The sequence below is a fragment of the Streptomyces sp. NPDC040589 genome (genome assembly GCF_055594445.1).
The window spans coordinates 859,000-874,386 of record NZ_JBVIWP010000001.1; the positions used below are offsets into that span (position 1 = coordinate 859,000).

Sequence of the window (15,387 nt, forward strand, 5' to 3'; positions counted from 1 at the left end):
CGCACACTTGACCAAGAAACGACCGTGGGCATGAGCAGGGGCACACCGGTGCCGCCGAAGGGGGACGTGACATGCGGGACAGTCATCGGGCGGAGGCCGAGGGGCTGTTGGCGCGGGCCGTGGAGGAGGAGGTACGGCGGACCGGCGGGCGCAGCGACGGGAAGGTGCTGCTCGCGCGGGCGCGCGGAGGTCTCGACGGGATGGCGCAGAGCGCGGCCGAGGAGTACGAGGCCTACACGCGCGCCCTGGACGAGGCGGCGGCCGGACAGCTCACCTTCGGGCAGCGGTACGCCCGGGAGGGAGCCGGGACTCCGCTGCTGGTGGCCGGGGTCGCGGCGGTCGCGGCCGTCGTCGCCGACATGTCCCTCGGCACAAGCACCGGGACGGCGCTGGGCGCGGGCGTGGCCGTCGGGGTCGTGGGCGCCGCGGCGACGGTCGTCAAGGTGGTCGGCTCCCATCTGCCGGCCGCGCACCACCGCGCCGGGGCCGTGAGCCAGCCGGGCGGTCCTGAACAGCTGCGGCTGCAGTGGCTGACGGCGCTGGAAGTGCGGGGCATCCGGCCGTTCCTGGACCAGCAGCGGGTGCTCGCCGCCTCCACCGGGCCGAAGAAGACCGGGCCGCGGCTGCGGGGCGCCGACAAGAGCGCGGCGGCGCGCGGGCGCAATGTGCTGGAGCAGTCCTTCGCGCAACTCCCGGATCCGGCGGAGCCGTTCGCGGGGCGGCGGCCGGAACTGGCGCAGATCCGGCAGTGGGTGCAGGCGGCCCGCGCGAGCACGGAGACCCGGCCGACGGTGGTCGTCCTGCACGGCACGCCCGGCAGCGGCCGTACGACGCTCGCGGTGCGGGCCACGCACGATCTGCGGGACTACTTCCGCGGCGCCTGCGTCGTCGATCTGCGGGCCGAGGGCCCGGGCGGGTCCCCGCTGTCCACCCGCGACGCCCTGCTGCATCTGCTCAACCGGCTCGGAGCGCCCCGCGAGCAACTGCTCTTCCGTGAGCGCTCCTCCCCCGACCAGCAGGTCAAACGGCTGAGCGAGCTGTACCACCAGCATCTGACCGGCCTGCCGGTCACGATCGTCCTGGACGACGCCTCGGACGCCGAGCAGATCCGCGCCCTGGTCCCGGAGCGGTCCGACAGCCTGGTGCTGGTGACCGCGCGGGGCCCGCTGGAACCGGCCGAGCTGCCCGCGCGGGTGCATCAGCTGGCGGTGGAGCCGCTGGACGCGGCGGGCGCGGAGGAACTGCTGGGCGCGGCGGCGCAGGACCGTTCCGGGCCGTACGACGCCGAGTCCGCCGACCGGGTCCGGGAGCTGTGCGGCGGACTGCCGCTGGCGCTGCGCATCGTGGGGTCGTGCCTCGGCCCGCGCTCCCCGCGCGCGCTGGCCACCGACCTCGGCGCGTACGGCCCGGTCGAGCCGGTGGAGCGCGCCCTGTGGCTGCGCTACACCGACCAGTCGGACACCGTACGGCGGCTGCTGCGCCGGCTGGCCCTGGCCGGCCGGGCCTCGCTCGGCGCCGCCGCGGCCGCCGCGCTGCTGGCCACCGACGAGGCAGAGGCGAAGCGCCATCTCCAGGCCCTGACCCGCGCGGGCCTGATCGACCACGTCCGGGGCGACCGCTACCGGCTGCACGACCTGGTCCGCGCCTTCGCCCAGGCCCGCCTCCTCGACGAGGAGGAACCGGCCGAGCGCACGGCGGCGCAGGAGCGGCTGATCGTGAACTACGCCGAGCTGGCCGACTCGGTGCTGCGCATGGTCGACGGCAACATGTCGACCCGCACCAACCGCTTCAGCCCGTACGGCTTCACCTCCCTCGACGAGGCGCTGCGCTGGCTGGACGACGAGTCGAGCTTCATCACGGCGGCGCTGCGGCATGCCGAGGACGTGAACCAGGCGGCGGTGCTGAACCTCCTGGGCGCCCTGTGCGACTACTGCCTGCTGCGCGGCGACCTCTACCGCCTGGGCGAGATCAGCGAGCTGGCGCAGGCCGTGGACGAGGGACTGCTGGTCCGCTCGGTGCAGTGGCGCACCGGCATCGCGGCACGGCAGCTCGGCGAACTCGACAAGGCCCGCACCACCCTCGCCTCGGTCGTCGACCTCTACCGGGAGGCCCACCACGACGCCGGTGCCGCCCGCGCCCTGTGCTCCCTCGGCATCACCCTGCACCACCAGGGCAATCTGACGGAGGCGTCGGCGAAGCTCCGCGAGGCCCTGGCCCTGCAGTCCTCCGACGAGCTGGCGACGGACCGGGCGTGGACGATGCACGCCCTGGCGGCGGTGGAGCGGGACCGGGCCCGGGTCGCGGAGGCCCTGGAGCTGCTGACCGAGTCCCTGGTGCTGCACCGCGCCGGCGAGTCGGTGCACGGCCAGGCCTGGGCCCACTTCCAGCTCGGCCAGCTGGGCCTGCGCATGGGCGACGTCCCGCGCGCCGAGTCCGAACTGCGCGCGGCCCTCGACCTCTACGGCCGTACCCGCGACGCCCGCGGCGAGGCCTGGGCCCTGACCCAGCTGGCCCGGGCCCTGCTGGTCGCCGGTGACGCGTCCCCGGCCGTGGAGGAACTGCGCGGCGCGGCCGCCCGGCACCGCGACAACGAGGACGCGCGGGGCGAGGCCTGGACCCTCTACTACCTGGGCCAGGCCCTGGAGGAGACGGGCAACCTGGACCAGGCCGTCCGCGAACTCGAACGCTCCCGCACGATGTTCTCCCGTATGCGCGACGTCTACGGCCTGGCCTGCGCCCGCCACCACTCGGCCCGCGTCACCCGCGACCAGCGCGCCGCCCAGACGGGCTCCCTGCGCAACTCCGGCTTCGCCCGCCAGCTCCTCGTCGACGCCCGCGCCGACTTCCAGCGCATCGGCGTCGCCCACGGCGAGGCATGGACCTGCCTGGAACTGGCGGTCGTGGACGCGGGCAACGCCCGCACCCAGCAGGCACTCGCCCTGTGCGAGGAGGCGACGGCCCTCTTCACGTCGTACGGCGACCGCCGCGGCGAGGACTGGGCCCGCTTCCTGCGCTGCACACTGCTGCCGTACGCGGCCCCGGGCGGCGCGGAGGTCGGCACGGCCGTCGCCCAGGAGGAACTGGCCCAGCTGTCCCGGGCGGGCCATCCCCTGCGGGACGAGAAGCTCGACGAGTACATCGACGCCTGGGGGCTGTTGCTGGAACGGGGCGCGAGCCTGGAGGCCGGGTGGCAGGCGTGGGGGCTGGGGATGACGCCGAGTCGGCATGCGCGGGAGGTGATGGGGGTGGCGGTCTCGGCGGAACGGAGGTGAGGCGGGCCCTTACGGGTCATGGTCGGACGTTTCGCTGACGGCGCGGTGTGGGGACTGCGACCGTATCTCGGCGGTCCGGATGCCGCCCGCCGAGCCCTACCCCCTCAGCGCGCTCGACCACCGCTACGTGAGCGTGGACGCGAGCGACGTCTTCGTCCGGGGGCACGGCCCGGCGGGCGCCCACTCCGACCACCTGCGGCCGGAGACGGCGCACCTGTTGCTGTCACTGGCCGCCCACAGCCGGTGACAGCGCGCTGCCGACGAGCGGCCGCCGGGTGGTCAGCCGTTCGCGGACGGCTTCTTCGCGGCGGCCCCCGCGGCGCTCTCGGCGGACCCCTTCGACTCGGACTCCGACTCCGGCCCCGCCTCGGCCTGCTCGGCCTTGGGGTCCGGGACCTGGGTGAAGTCCACCCTGTTCATGTGCCGGCTCATGGACTTCATCAGGGCCCATACCGCCAGGGCCATCGCCGCGAAGACGATGAAGCCGAGGACGCCGGGGGTGACCTTGTCCTCGTCGACCTCCTTGGCGAAGGAGACGAGGTGCGTCATTGCCAGGCTTGCGCTTGCGCTCATGTCAGGCATTGTCGCGGACGCCCGCGAAGAGGTCGTCCTCGGGGAGGGAGGTATCGGCGAGAGACTTCGCCAGCTCGTACTCCTCCGTCGGCCAGACCTCCTTCTGGATGTCCATCGGCACCCGGAACCAGCCCCCGTCCGGGTCGATCTGCGTGGCGTGCGCGATCAGCGCCTTGTCGCGGATCTCGTAGAAGTCGGCGCACGGGACATGCGTGGTGAGCGTGCGCTGCTTCATGCCGAACTCGTCCCAGCGCTTGAGCCAGTCCCCGTACGGCGACTCCAGGCCCCGGTCCAGCATCGCCTGGTGCAGCGCCTCGGTGCGGGGACGGTTGAAGCCCTGGTTGTAGTACATCTTCAGCGGCTGGTACGCCGGGCCGTACTCGTCCTCCGGGTACTTCTCGGTGTCCGCCGCCCCCTCGAACGCGACCATCGAGATCTTGTGGGTCATGATGTGGTCGGGGTGCGGATAGCCGCCGTTCTCGTCGTAGGTGGTGATCACCTGGGGGCGGAAGGCGCGGATCTTCCGCACCAGCTCCCCGGCCGCCACGTCCACGTCCTCCAGGGCGAAGCAGCCCTCCGGCAGCGGCGGCAGCGGGTCGCCCTCGGGCAGCCCCGAGTCGACGAAGCCGAGCCACTCCTGCTTGACCCCGAGGATCTCCCGGGCCTCGTCCATCTCCTTCTTGCGTACCTCGTGGATGTGCTCCTCGATGTACGCGTCCCCCTGGAGCTTCGGATTGAGGATGGAGCCGCGCTCCCCGCCCGTGCAGGTCACGACCAGCACGTCCACCCCCTCGGACACGTACTTCGCCATGGTCGCCGCGCCCTTGCTCGACTCGTCGTCGGGGTGGGCGTGAACGGCCATCAGTCGCAACTGGTCAGTCAAGACTCAATCCTCAGTAAGTCGGCGCCCTCTGTGCGTCGGCGCAATCAGCGGCTTCTATAGTGACCGAACCGGGGGGCGAATAATTCCGGGACCGGGCCACGGGGCCTCTTCCGGGACCTTCGCCCCGGCCCTGTCTGGAGGACGATCATGAGTACGGCGAGCACGCGACTGCCCGAGGGCCGTTACGGCCGTACCTCGGACGAGCGCGCCGACCGCAAGCTCAAGATCATCGGAACCGTCCTCGCGGTGGCACTGCTGGGCCTGGTCGGCTGGTTCGGCTACCACTACGTCGTCAAGAACGAGATCAGCGCCGAAGTGATCAGCTTCGAGCCCGGCAAGGAATCCGTGAAGGTGCATCTGGAGGTCCGCAAGGACGCCGGTGCCACCGGCTACTGCACAGTGCGCTCACAGGCCGAGGACGGTTCCGTGGTGGGCCGGGCCGAATTGCGCTTCACCGGGGACGCCACCGTCATCGACAAGGTCTTCACGCTGCGCACGACGGCGCCCGGGACGACGGCCGAGCTCCAGGGCTGCCAGGCCGACTGAGGCCCCACGGACGTCACGTGCAATACGTAGCGTCTGACCTGCGTTGACGTGAATCTGATGGCTTATGTCCTCCCCCTTCTGCTCCTGAATTGTTAGGCTCGTGGTTTCGCCCATCCGTGAAGGAACATTCTTCTGGGTAGGGCGATGCTTTGTATTCCCAGTACCTACGAGGAGCACCTGTGACCCAGACCAGCGAGAACGTCACCTGGCTGACCCAGGAGGCGTACAACAAGCTCAAGGCTGAGCTTGCGCACCTTACTGGTCCCGCGCGGGCGGAGATCTCCGCGAAGATCGCCGCCGCGCGCGAGGAGGGCGACCTGCGTGAGAACGGCGGGTACCACGCGGCCAAGGAGGAACAGGGCAAGCAGGAACTCCGTGTGCGCCAGCTCACCCAGCTTCTCGAGAGCGCGAAGGTCGGCGAGGCGCCGGCGGCGGACGGTGCGGTGGCGCCGGGCATGGTGGTCACGATCGCGTTCGACGGCGACGAGGACGACACGCTGACGTTCCTGCTCGCCTCACGCGAATACGCGAGCTCCGACATCGAGACGTACTCGCCGCAGTCCCCGCTGGGCAGCGGCGTGATCGGCCACAAGGTCGGCGAGGACGCCGAGTACGAGCTGCCGAACGGCAAGAAGGCCTCGGTGAAGATCATCAAGGCCGATCCGTACGACGGCTGAACCAACCGAGCCTTGACCTGCCCCCGGCGTCGCTGCGGCGCCGGGGGCATTGTCATGCCGTAGCGGAGCGGTACTTGCGCACCGCCAGCGTCCGGAAGACGACCAGGATGAGGACCGAGTAGATCAGCGAGGCCCAGACGGGGTGCTGCATGGGCCAGGCGTCCGACGGCGACTGGCCCGGGTTGGCGAACAGCACGCGGCAGGCCTGGACCGTGGCACTGAAGGGGTTCCACTCGGCGATGTGGCGCAGCCACGGGGTCATGTGGCTGGTGTCCACGAACGCGTTCGAGATGAATGTGACCGGGAAGAGCCAGATGAGCCCGCTGGACGTGGCCGCCTCGGGGGTTCTGACGGACATGCCGATCAGGGCGCCGATCCAGGTGAACGCGTAACCGAGCAGGAGCAGCAGGCCGAAGGCCCCGAGCACCTTGCCTGCGTTCGTGCTGCCGTCCGACCCGACGCGCCAGCCCACCAGGAGGGCGACCACCGCGAGCACCACCAGGGTCAGGGCCGTCTGCACCGAGTCGGCGAGGGTGCGCCCGGTGAGCACCGCGCCGCGTGCCATGGGCAGGGAGCGGAAGCGGTCGATGAGGCCCTTGTGCATGTCGTCGGCGATGCCCGCGCCGGAGCTGGCCGTGGCGAACGTGACGGTCTGCGCGAAGATGCCGGCCATCAGGAAGTTCTTGTAGTCGACGGCGCTGGTACTGCTGCCGATCTGCATGGAACCGCCGAAGACATAGGTGAACAGCACCACGAACATGATGGGCTGGATCAGCCCGTAGATAATCATCTCGGGGATACGAGACATTCTGATCAGATTGCGTTTCGCAACGACCATCGAATCCCGGATCGACTGGCTGACCGGGTTCGCGGCCGGCGCGACCCGCACGGTGTCGGTGACGGCGCTCACTTGGCGGCCTCCATGTCGATCCCCTTGTCGATCTCTCCTTCGATCCCCTCGCCCTTGGCCTCGGCCACATGTCCCGTCAGGGACAGGAAGACGTCGTCGAGGGTCGGCCGGCGCAGGCCGATGTCGTCGATCTCGATGCCGCGGGTGTCCAGTTCGCGGATGACCTCGGCGAGGAGCTTGGCGCCGCCGGTGACGGGCGCGGTCAGCTTGCGCATGTGCTCCTCGACCGTGGTCTCGCCCTTGCCGAAGCCGGCGAGGACCTCGGCGGCGCCCTGGATGTGCTCGCGCTCGTGCACCACGACCTCGACGCGCTCGCCGCCGGTGCGGGCCTTGAGCTGGTCGGAGGTGCCCTGGGCGATGACCCGGCCCTGGTCGACCACCGCGATGTCGTGCGCCAGGTGGTCGGCCTCTTCCAGGTACTGGGTGGTCAGCAGCAGCGTCGTGCCGCCGGAGACCAGTTGCTTGATGACCTCCCACAGCTGCTGGCGGTTGCGGGGGTCGAGGCCGGTCGTCGGCTCGTCCATGAACATCACGGGCGGCGAGACGACCAGGGCCGCCGCGAGGTCGAGCCGGCGGCGCATGCCTCCGGAGTAGGTCTTGGTGGGCCGGTCGGCGGCGTCCGTGAGGTGGAACTGCTCCAGCAGCTCGACCGCGCGCTCCTTCGCCGCCTTCGCCCTCATCTGGTAGAGCTGGCCGACCATCTGGAGGTTCTCACGGCCGGTCAGGTATTCGTCGACGGCCGCGAACTGGCCGGACAGGCCGATCGAGCGGCGGACGGCGTCGGGCTGCTTGAGCACGTCGATGCCCGCGACGACCGCCCGCCCGCTGTCGGGGCGCAGCAGGGTGGTCAGGCAGCGGACGGTGGTCGTCTTGCCCGCGCCGTTCGGCCCGAGCAGGCCGAGGACCGTGCCCTCGGGCACGTCGAGGTCGACGCCGTCCAGGGCTTTGACGTCACCGAAGGTCTTGACGAGACCTTCGGCATAGATGGCTCCTGGCATATGAGTCTCCACGTCTTCGGGGATCACCGGTCAGATAGCTGATGCTTCGCACGAACACACCATAACGCGATGTATCGCGTCTCACAATAGGTTTCATCGGTGTCGCGTTCCGTGAGAAAAAGGGATCTTGACCGGCCCCGGGGACAGGCTCAGCTCATGACCGTGTAGCCCGCCTCGCGGAGCGCATGGCCGACCTCGGCGCAGTGCGCCGGGCCCTTCGTCTCCAGGTGCAGCTCGACCTCCGCCTCCGTGAGCCCGAGCCGTGGGTCGGTCCGTACATGGCTCACATCGAGGACGTTAGCGTCCACCACTGACAACACACCCAGAAGTGTGGCGAGAGCGCCGGGACGGTCCGTCAGCCGCAGCCGTACGGCCAGGTAGCGGCCCTGCGCGGCCATGCCGTGCCGCAGCACCCGCTCCATCAGCACGGGGTCGACGTTGCCGCCCGACAGCACCGCGACGACCGGCCCCTCGAAGGAGCCGGGCTCGCTCAGCAGCGCCGCGACCGGGCTCGCCCCGGCCGGCTCCACGACCAGCTTGGCCCGCTCCAGGCACAGCAGCAGCGCGGCGGACAGCTCGTCCTCGCTGACCGTGCGCACCTCGTCGACCAGCTCGCCGACGAGCCCGAACGGCACGTCGCCGGGCCGCCCGACCTTGATGCCGTCGGCCATCGTCGCCGGGTTCTCGACGGTCACGGGCCGTCCGGCCGCCAGTGAGGGCGGGTAGGCCGCGGCGCCCTCCGCCTGGACACCCACGATCCTGAGGTCCGGCCGCAGGGCCTTCACCGCCACCGCGATCCCGGCGGCGAGACCGCCCCCGCCGATGCCGACGACGATCGTGCGCGCTTCGGGGCACTGCTCGAGGATCTCCAGGCCCACCGTGCCCTGGCCCGCGATGATGTCGGAGTGGTCGAAGGGGTGGATGAACACCGCGCCCGTCTCGGCCGCGTACTCCTGCGCGGCGGCCAGCGTCTCGTCGACCACCTGGCCGTGCAGCCGCACCTCGGCGCCGTAGTCCCGGGTGGCGCTGACCTTGGGCAGCGGGGCGCCCTTCGGCATGAACACCGTGGAGCGCACACCGAGCAGCGAGGACGCCAGGGCGACGCCCTGCGCGTGGTTTCCGGCGCTCGCGGCGACGACACCGGCGGCGCGCTCCTCGGGCAGCAGCCCGGCGATCCGGACGTACGCGCCGCGCAGCTTGAACGAACCGGTCCGCTGGAGGTTCTCGCACTTGAGGTGAACCGGCGCGCCGACCATGTGGGAGAGGTGCCTGCTGCTTTCCATCGCGGTCACCCGCGCCACACCCGAGAGCATCTTCTGGGCGCCGCGCACATCGTCGAGGGTGACGGGTCGCAAGGAGTCAGCCGTGCTGTAGCTCATGACACCAGCATCGCAGTTCACAGGCGGGAACGACGGTTGTGACCAACCTCCGAGACCCGCTTTGTGAAGCGCCGGTACGACCCGCCCCCCGGCCGCGTACCCTGTCCCCCAATCAGCCAGCCCTCCACGAAGTGAGCCCCCGGCGATGCCCACAACACCTGAAATGTCGATGGACATGACGACCGTCGGTGACACCGGTCTTCTCGACACGCTGCAGCACGAGGTGGCGCTGTTCGCCCGCCGTGCCGAACAGACCCGGCTCGGCGGAGTCGGACAGGTGCGCAACTCCATGGACCGCGCCGCGTACCTGCTGCTCAACCGTCTCGACAAGGAAGGCCCGATGGGCGTCAAGGCGCTCGCCGCGAGCATGGGGATCGACTCGTCGACGGTCACCCGGCAGGTGGCTCCGCTGGTCGACACCGGCCTGGTCAAGCGCACCTCGCACCCCGAGGACGGACGCGCGGTGGTGCTCCAGCTGTCCCCGCGCGGGCAGGCCCGGCTGGAGGAAGTGCGCTCGTCGCGGCGGCAGTTGATGGCCGAGCTGACCGAGGAGTGGGAGCCGGAGGAGCGCGAGGCGTTCTGCACGCTCCTCACGCGCTTCAACAGCGCGCTGTCCGCCCGGATGGCGGTGCCGGGGGTGCCGGGGCCGGAGACGCAGTCGCCGTCCTGAGCGCCGGCCGTGCGCGGCTCTTGACCTCGGGGCCGACCCTGGCCTGATATGAGACCGGGTCCTGTCGTACGCGGCCGTCGCGTCCGTACGCGGCCGGGCCCGCATCCTCGGGGTCGCCGGCGGGCGGGAGGCGCGATGCGACAACGGCATGCGTCCCGGGCGACCCGTCGGGCCCGGGAGTTCGAGGCGTTCGTCGCGGGCGCGGCGGGGCGGCTGCTGCATACGGCCACCCTGCTCACCGCGGAGGCCCCGGACGACAATCCCCGCGCACGGCGCCTGCTGACCCTGTCCTTGGCGCACACGTACGCGTGCTGGGACCGACTGCGCGGCGAGGATCCCTACGACCGCACCCGGCAGTACCTCGCCACCCGCTTCGCGCGCGGCACCTGGCACCGGTACGGCGGCCTCGGCCGCGCCCGCCCGCACCCCGCCAGTCCCCTGGCGCCGCTCACCCCGCAGGAACGCCTGATCCTGGTCCTCAGGCTGTACGAGGGCGTCGCCGAGGAGCAGACGGCCGCCCTGCTCGGCCTGTCCGCGGAGCGCGTACGGGCCATCTGCCACCGGGCGACGTCGATCCTGCTGCAGCGGCAGCGGGGACCGGCACCGGCGGTGACGGCCGCGAAGGCGGTGCCGTCATGAGCCTGCGGCGACCGGGGGCCGACATGAGCGGCAACGATGGGGAGGCGACCGTGCGGCAGCTGAGGGCGGTGCCGGCATGAGCCCTTCCGGCGACCGGAGACCGTCATGAGAGGGAAGGACCGCGAGGCGACCGTGCGGCGGCTCATGGAACAGGCGCCGCGGCCCGTACCGCCCGAGATCCACACGGAGGCGGTGCGCCGGGGCGGCCGCATGCTGCGGCGCAGGGCGCTGGCCCGCCGGCTGCTGTGGCTGCTGCTGCTCGCGGCGGCCGTGACGTTCACGGTGTGGGCGCTGACGGCGCGCCCGTGGGTGGAGCCGCCGTCGGACACGACTCCACCCCTCACCGGCTGGTGACCCCAGGAGGGCCGGGGGCCTTCCTAGCCGAGCGCCTGCTGAAGGTCTTCCACCAGGTCGTCGGCGTTCTCGATGCCGACGGACAGACGCACCAGGTCGGCCGGGACCTCGAGGGCCGAGCCGGCGACGGACGCGTGCGTCATGCGGCCGGGGTGCTCGATGAGCGACTCGACGCCGCCCAGGGACTCGCCCAGCGTGAACACCTTGGCGCGGTTGCAGACCTCGACGGCCGCCTCCTCGCCGCCCTCGACACGGAACGAGACCATGCCGCCGAACGACTTCATCTGCTTGGCGGCGACCTCGTGGCCGGGGTGCTCCGGCAGGCCCGGGTACAGCACGCTCGTCACGCGCGCGTGCCGGGTGAGCATGTCGGTGACCTTGACGGCGTTCTCGCTGTGCCGGTCCATGCGGACCGAGAGCGTCTTGGTGCCGCGCAGCACCAGCCAGGAGTCGAAAGGCCCGGCGACGGCGCCCATCGCGTTCTGGTGGAAGGCCAGTTCCTCGCCCAGGTCGGCGTCGCTGGTGATCAGCGCGCCGCCGACGACGTCCGAGTGGCCGCCCATGTACTTGGTCAGCGAGTGCACGACGACGTCGGCGCCCAGCGCCAGCGGCTGCTGGAGGTAGGGCGTGGCGAAGGTGTTGTCGACGACGAGGCGGGCGCCCGCGTCCCGGGCGATCTGCGCGACGGCGGCGATGTCGGTGATGCCGAGCAGCGGGTTGGAGGGGGTCTCCACCCACACGACCTTGGTCTTCGGGGTGAGGGCGGCCCGTACCGCCGCCGGGTCGCTGGTGTCGGCGACCGACCACTCCACGCCCCAGCGGGCTACGACCTTGGCGAACAGCCGGAAGGTGCCGCCGTAGGCGTCGTTGGGGATGACCACGTGGTCGCCGGGGCTGAGCAGCGTACGCAGCAGGCAGTCCTCGGCCGCCAGCCCGGACGCGAACGCGAGACCGCGGCGGCCGCCCTCCAGGGCGGCGAGGTTCTCCTCCAGCGCGGTCCTGGTGGGATTGGCGCTGCGGCTGTACTCGTAGCCGCCGCGCAGACCGCCGACGCCGTCCTGCTTGTAGGTCGAGACCTGGTAGATCGGCGGGACGACCGCGCCCGTCAGGGGGTCGGCCGTGTTGCCCGCGTGGATCGCGAGCGTCTCGAAGTGCTGACTGATGTGCCTGTCGCTCATGAGCACCGAGGGTAGTGCGCCGACGCGAAGAGTGCCGGAGTACGAGTCGACGCGCGCCCGGCGCCGGGTTTTCCACAGGGCCACGGGGGATACTCGGCCGCGTTCTCCACAGTTCGGGGAGCAGGTTGGCCAATTGTCGGCGCGGTCTGGTTCGCTTGTTGCATGGAGATTCTCTGGGTCCTGATCGCACTGGTCATGCTGGGCTTCGTGCTGCTCCCCTTCCTGCGGCGCAGGCGCGGTGCGATCGGACTGGTCTCGCCCGACCACCCGGACGCCGCGGACCCGGCGAACTACGGCTTCGTCCGCGAGGAGGAGCTCGACATCCGCATGCCCGGCCCCGACCAGGACCTGCTGGACGTCCTGGACGTGGTGCAGCGCTCGCAGGACTACCGCGCGGCGCAGCAGCTCCTCGCGGGCACGGAGACGGAGGGCGAGCGGCGCTGGCAGCGGGTGCAGGCCTTCGCGGGTGCCGCCTCCCTGGAGCTCGCGCAGCGGCCCGGCGGGGTCGGCGAGGCGCCGGGAGGGCAGTGGCTGCGGGTGTGGCGGGCCGAGGCGCCCAAGGACGCGGGCGGCGCGGCGGTGCACGCCGAGTTCCTGGTGCAGCAGGCGTGGCGGACGGCGACGCCGGGGACGGACGAGTTCCGGATCATCATGGAGGAGGCCAGGTCGGCGTGCGGCGATGCGGCGCTGCTCTCCCCCGGCGATCCGATCCCGTACATCGTCGAGCTGTCGGTGGCCCGCGGGCTGGGCTACTCGCAGAAGGACTTCGAGCAGGTCTGGCTGAAGATCCTGGACCGCGACCCGGCGCACATGGGTGCGCATCTGGCCGCGCTGCACTACTGGTGCGAGAAGTGGCACGGCTCGCGTGAGCTGGCCTACTCGTTCGCCGAGGCCGCGGCGGCCCGCGCGCCCCAGGGCTCCCTGCTCGCGGCGATGCCCCTCTTCGCGGTGTTCGAGCACCTCCCCGAGGTGACCCTGGTCAGCAGCTTCTGGCAGACCGAGGTCGTCACGAAGGCGATGCACGGCGCGCTGCACGCGGTGCACTCGGCCCGCCCGGACGACCCGATGCTGGCGCACGCGCGGCACCTGCTGGTCTACTTCCTGGTCCGCAGCGAGCGCTGGGCGGAGGCCATGAGCCAGCTGATACACATCGACGGCCATGTCGGCGCCCTGCCCTGGACCCTGTCCGAGGACCCGGCGGCGGAGTTCGCTGTGTACCGGGCGCTGGCGGTGGCGGGCTACGAGGCGAACGGCGGCAGCCCGGCGAGCCTGCCGCACTGAGGCACGGGCTCCGGCCGGAATTCCCACCGGCCACCGCACGTTGTAAGGAGCGTCGCCCCGGCGCGGCGTCGCCCCGATTGGAGACCGCATGTTCCTGCACAGCCGTACGCCCCAGCTGCCCTCCCCCGAGCAGGCGCTGCCCGGCCGCCCGGTCCCGGCGTTCACGGTCCCCGACCGCCACACCGTCCTCGGCAACCCCCTGCTCGGCCCCTACCCGGAGGGCCTGGAGGTCGCCGACTTCGGCCTGGGCTGCTTCTGGGGCGCCGAGCGCAAGTTCTGGCAGCTCCCGGCAGGGGTGTGGACGACCCTGGCCGGCTACCAGGGCGGCCACACCGAGAACCCCACGTACGAGGAGGTCTGCTCGGGCCTGACCGGCCACACGGAGGTCGTGCGTGTGGTCTTCGACCCGAAGCTGATCTCGTACGAGAGCCTGCTCAAGATGTTCTGGGAGTCCCACGACCCCACGCAGGGCTTCCGCCAGGGCAACGACGTGGGCACGCAGTACCGATCGGCGGTCTACACCCACACCCCCGAGCAGGCGGCCACCGCCCAGTCCTCCCGCGACTCGTACCAGAAGGTTCTGGCCTCCTCCGGGTTCGGCGAGATCACCACGGAGATCGCCCCGGCGCAGGGCCGCCCCTTCTACCCGGCCGAGGGCTACCACCAGCAGTACCTGGACAAGAACCCGGCGGGATACTGCGGCATCGGCGGCACGGGCCTGTCCTGCCCGATCGGTGTGGCCAAGGCCGAGGGCTGAACCCCGGCCTCGCGGAGCGAGCGAGGGCTTGAACACCGGTACCCCTGAATACGCGGGGGCTCCCTGGCAATAGGGTGCCTCCGTGACTGCCCCCGTGAGTTCGACCCTGAGTTCGGCGAAAGCCCGTCACGCGCTGCGTCTGTCCGCGCGGGTGTCCGCGGAGCTGCTGCTGGTCTTCGTGATGCTGGCCGTTTCTCTGTGGCTGCTGGGCCGGATGTGGTCGGTGGTGTGGCCGCTCGTCGTCGGACTGCTGCTGACCACGCTGACCTGGCCCGCGGCCCGCTTCCTGCGTCGTCGCGGGTGGCCGCCCGCGCTCGCCGCGTCGCTGGTGACCGTGCTGTTCCTGCTGGTCGCCGTGGGCGTCGTGGCGCTGATCGCGGTGCCGGTGGCGTCGCAGTCCGGTGAGCTGACCGACGGCGTGGTCGAGGGCATCCAGAGGCTGCGCGAGTGGGCCGCAGGGCCGCCGTTGAACATCGGTGACGCCCAGATCAACAAGGCGTTCGACACGGCGGTCGCCCGTGCCCAGGAGGGCGTCGGCAGCATGGTCGGCACGGTCGTCACCGGCGTCAGCACCGTGGTGAGCGGAGTGGTCACCGCCGTCCTCGCGCTGTTCCTGATGTTCTTCTTCCTCAAGGACGGGCCGAAGTTCCTCCCGTGGCTGTCCCGGCAGCTCCCGGGCCGGTTCGCCACCGACGTCCCGATCGTGTTCGCGCGCGGCTGGGCCACCCTGGGGTCCTTCGTACGGTCCCAGGCGGCCGTCGGGCTGCTCGACGCGGTCCTGATCGGCCTGGGCCTGTGGATCCTGGGCGTGCCGCTGGTGCTGCCGCTGGCGGTGCTGACCTTCGTCTCCGCGTTCGTGCCGATCATCGGCGCCCTGTTCGCCGGTTTCGTCGCGGTCCTCATCGCACTGGTCTCCAACGGCGTGACGGACGCACTGATGGTGCTGGCCATCATCGTGGTGGTGCAGCAGCTCGAGGGGAACGTCTTCCAGCCCATGATCCAGAGTCGTGGGCTCGGCCTCCACGCGGCCGTGGTGCTGCTGGCCGTGACGCTGGGCGGCAGTCTGGCCGGCATCGTGGGCAGTCTGCTCGCCGTCCCGGTCGCCGCGCTGATCGCGGTGGTGTGGAACTACGTGCGCGAGCAGCTCAGCGACCCGCCCCGGGAACCGGACGGCACCGACGAGCCGGACACCGCCGCCCCCGTGCCGTCGTAACCGGTCCGGGGCGCGCCGACGGTCCCCGACGCGCGAACGGCCCCGCCCAGGTCGCGG

General features: G+C 71.4%; 16 protein-coding genes. 10 read left to right on the plus strand and 6 right to left on the minus strand.

Annotated elements, in window-relative coordinates:
- The first annotated feature begins 71 nt into the window (after window positions 1-71).
- Window positions 72-3,272, plus strand: coding sequence for a tetratricopeptide repeat protein (locus ACZ58V_RS03880; RefSeq protein ID WP_471288162.1), 3,201 nt, complete (start codon window positions 72-74; stop codon window positions 3,270-3,272).
- Between the two features lie 79 nt (window positions 3,273-3,351).
- Entirely contained in the window at window positions 3,352-3,519 is a 168-nt protein-coding gene (locus tag ACZ58V_RS03885; RefSeq protein ID WP_471288165.1) for a hypothetical protein, read from the plus strand.
- Window positions 3,520-3,551: 32 nt separating this feature from the next.
- Here ACZ58V_RS03885 and ACZ58V_RS03890 read toward each other — a convergent pair whose 3' ends face one another.
- Together ACZ58V_RS03890 and mca are read right to left on the minus strand one after the other, a co-directional pair.
- Window positions 3,552-3,854: a hypothetical protein gene (locus ACZ58V_RS03890; protein ID WP_468187496.1), complete on the minus strand. Its 303-nt coding sequence runs from the start codon at window positions 3,852-3,854 to the stop codon at window positions 3,552-3,554.
- Window positions 3,847-4,728, minus strand: coding sequence for a mycothiol conjugate amidase Mca (gene mca, locus ACZ58V_RS03895; protein WP_189722930.1), 882 nt, complete (start codon window positions 4,726-4,728; stop codon window positions 3,847-3,849). The genes ACZ58V_RS03890 and mca overlap by 8 nt, the downstream gene beginning before the upstream one ends.
- A gap of 147 nt (window positions 4,729-4,875) precedes the next feature.
- Here mca and ACZ58V_RS03900 point away from each other — a divergent pair, with 147 nt between their 5' ends.
- Window positions 4,876-5,274: a DUF4307 domain-containing protein gene (locus tag ACZ58V_RS03900; RefSeq protein WP_468187494.1), complete on the plus strand. Its 399-nt coding sequence runs from the start codon at window positions 4,876-4,878 to the stop codon at window positions 5,272-5,274.
- Between the two features lie 179 nt (window positions 5,275-5,453).
- The gene (gene greA, locus ACZ58V_RS03905) at window positions 5,454-5,951 is read left to right on the plus strand and encodes a transcription elongation factor GreA (RefSeq protein ID WP_184591048.1); all 498 of its coding nucleotides are present in this window, start codon (window positions 5,454-5,456) and stop codon (window positions 5,949-5,951) included.
- Between the two features lie 52 nt (window positions 5,952-6,003).
- Here greA and ACZ58V_RS03910 read toward each other — a convergent pair whose 3' ends face one another.
- The 3 genes from ACZ58V_RS03910 to ilvA all read right to left on the minus strand — a co-directional run bounded on the left by ACZ58V_RS03910 (window position 6,004) and on the right by ilvA (window position 9,238).
- The gene (locus tag ACZ58V_RS03910; protein WP_184591050.1) at window positions 6,004-6,861 is read right to left on the minus strand and encodes an ABC transporter permease; all 858 of its coding nucleotides are present in this window, start codon (window positions 6,859-6,861) and stop codon (window positions 6,004-6,006) included.
- On the minus strand, window positions 6,858-7,859 hold the full coding sequence (locus tag ACZ58V_RS03915; protein ID WP_468187491.1) for an ATP-binding cassette domain-containing protein: 1,002 nt from the start codon (window positions 7,857-7,859) through the stop codon (window positions 6,858-6,860). The genes ACZ58V_RS03910 and ACZ58V_RS03915 overlap by 4 nt, the downstream gene beginning before the upstream one ends.
- Before the next feature lie 149 nt (window positions 7,860-8,008).
- A complete protein-coding gene (gene ilvA / locus ACZ58V_RS03920) occupies window positions 8,009-9,238 on the minus strand; it encodes a threonine ammonia-lyase (protein ID WP_471288168.1) in 1,230 nt (409 codons plus the stop codon).
- Between the two features lie 163 nt (window positions 9,239-9,401).
- Between ilvA and ACZ58V_RS03925 the strand changes: the two genes are divergently transcribed.
- The 3 genes from ACZ58V_RS03925 (at window position 9,402) to ACZ58V_RS03935 (ending at window position 10,901) form a co-directional block, all read left to right on the plus strand.
- On the plus strand, window positions 9,402-9,908 hold the full coding sequence (locus tag ACZ58V_RS03925) for a MarR family transcriptional regulator (protein ID WP_189722925.1): 507 nt from the start codon (window positions 9,402-9,404) through the stop codon (window positions 9,906-9,908).
- A gap of 135 nt (window positions 9,909-10,043) precedes the next feature.
- Complete coding sequence (locus ACZ58V_RS03930; protein WP_468187486.1) at window positions 10,044-10,547, plus strand: sigma factor-like helix-turn-helix DNA-binding protein; 504 nt, start codon at window positions 10,044-10,046, stop codon at window positions 10,545-10,547.
- Window positions 10,548-10,652: 105 nt separating this feature from the next.
- Window positions 10,653-10,901, plus strand: a complete 249-nt coding sequence (locus tag ACZ58V_RS03935) for a hypothetical protein (RefSeq protein WP_471288171.1) — start codon at window positions 10,653-10,655, stop codon at window positions 10,899-10,901.
- A gap of 23 nt (window positions 10,902-10,924) precedes the next feature.
- Here the strand turns inward: ACZ58V_RS03935 and ACZ58V_RS03940 are convergent, their stop codons facing one another.
- Window positions 10,925-12,079, minus strand: coding sequence for a cystathionine gamma-synthase (locus ACZ58V_RS03940; RefSeq protein WP_468187482.1), 1,155 nt, complete (start codon window positions 12,077-12,079; stop codon window positions 10,925-10,927).
- 162 nt (window positions 12,080-12,241) lie between these two features.
- On the opposite strand from ACZ58V_RS03940, the gene ACZ58V_RS03945 reads away from it, so the two are divergent.
- The 3 genes from ACZ58V_RS03945 (at window position 12,242) to ACZ58V_RS03955 (ending at window position 15,330) form a co-directional block, all read left to right on the plus strand.
- On the plus strand, window positions 12,242-13,360 hold the full coding sequence (locus ACZ58V_RS03945) for a hypothetical protein (protein WP_468187480.1): 1,119 nt from the start codon (window positions 12,242-12,244) through the stop codon (window positions 13,358-13,360).
- An 88-nt stretch (window positions 13,361-13,448) separates the two neighbouring features.
- Window positions 13,449-14,117, plus strand: a complete 669-nt coding sequence (msrA, locus tag ACZ58V_RS03950) for a peptide-methionine (S)-S-oxide reductase MsrA (protein WP_471288174.1) — start codon at window positions 13,449-13,451, stop codon at window positions 14,115-14,117.
- 94 nt (window positions 14,118-14,211) lie between these two features.
- Window positions 14,212-15,330: an AI-2E family transporter gene (locus ACZ58V_RS03955; RefSeq protein WP_468188278.1), complete on the plus strand. Its 1,119-nt coding sequence runs from the start codon at window positions 14,212-14,214 to the stop codon at window positions 15,328-15,330.
- The last annotated feature ends 57 nt before the right edge of the window (window positions 15,331-15,387 follow it).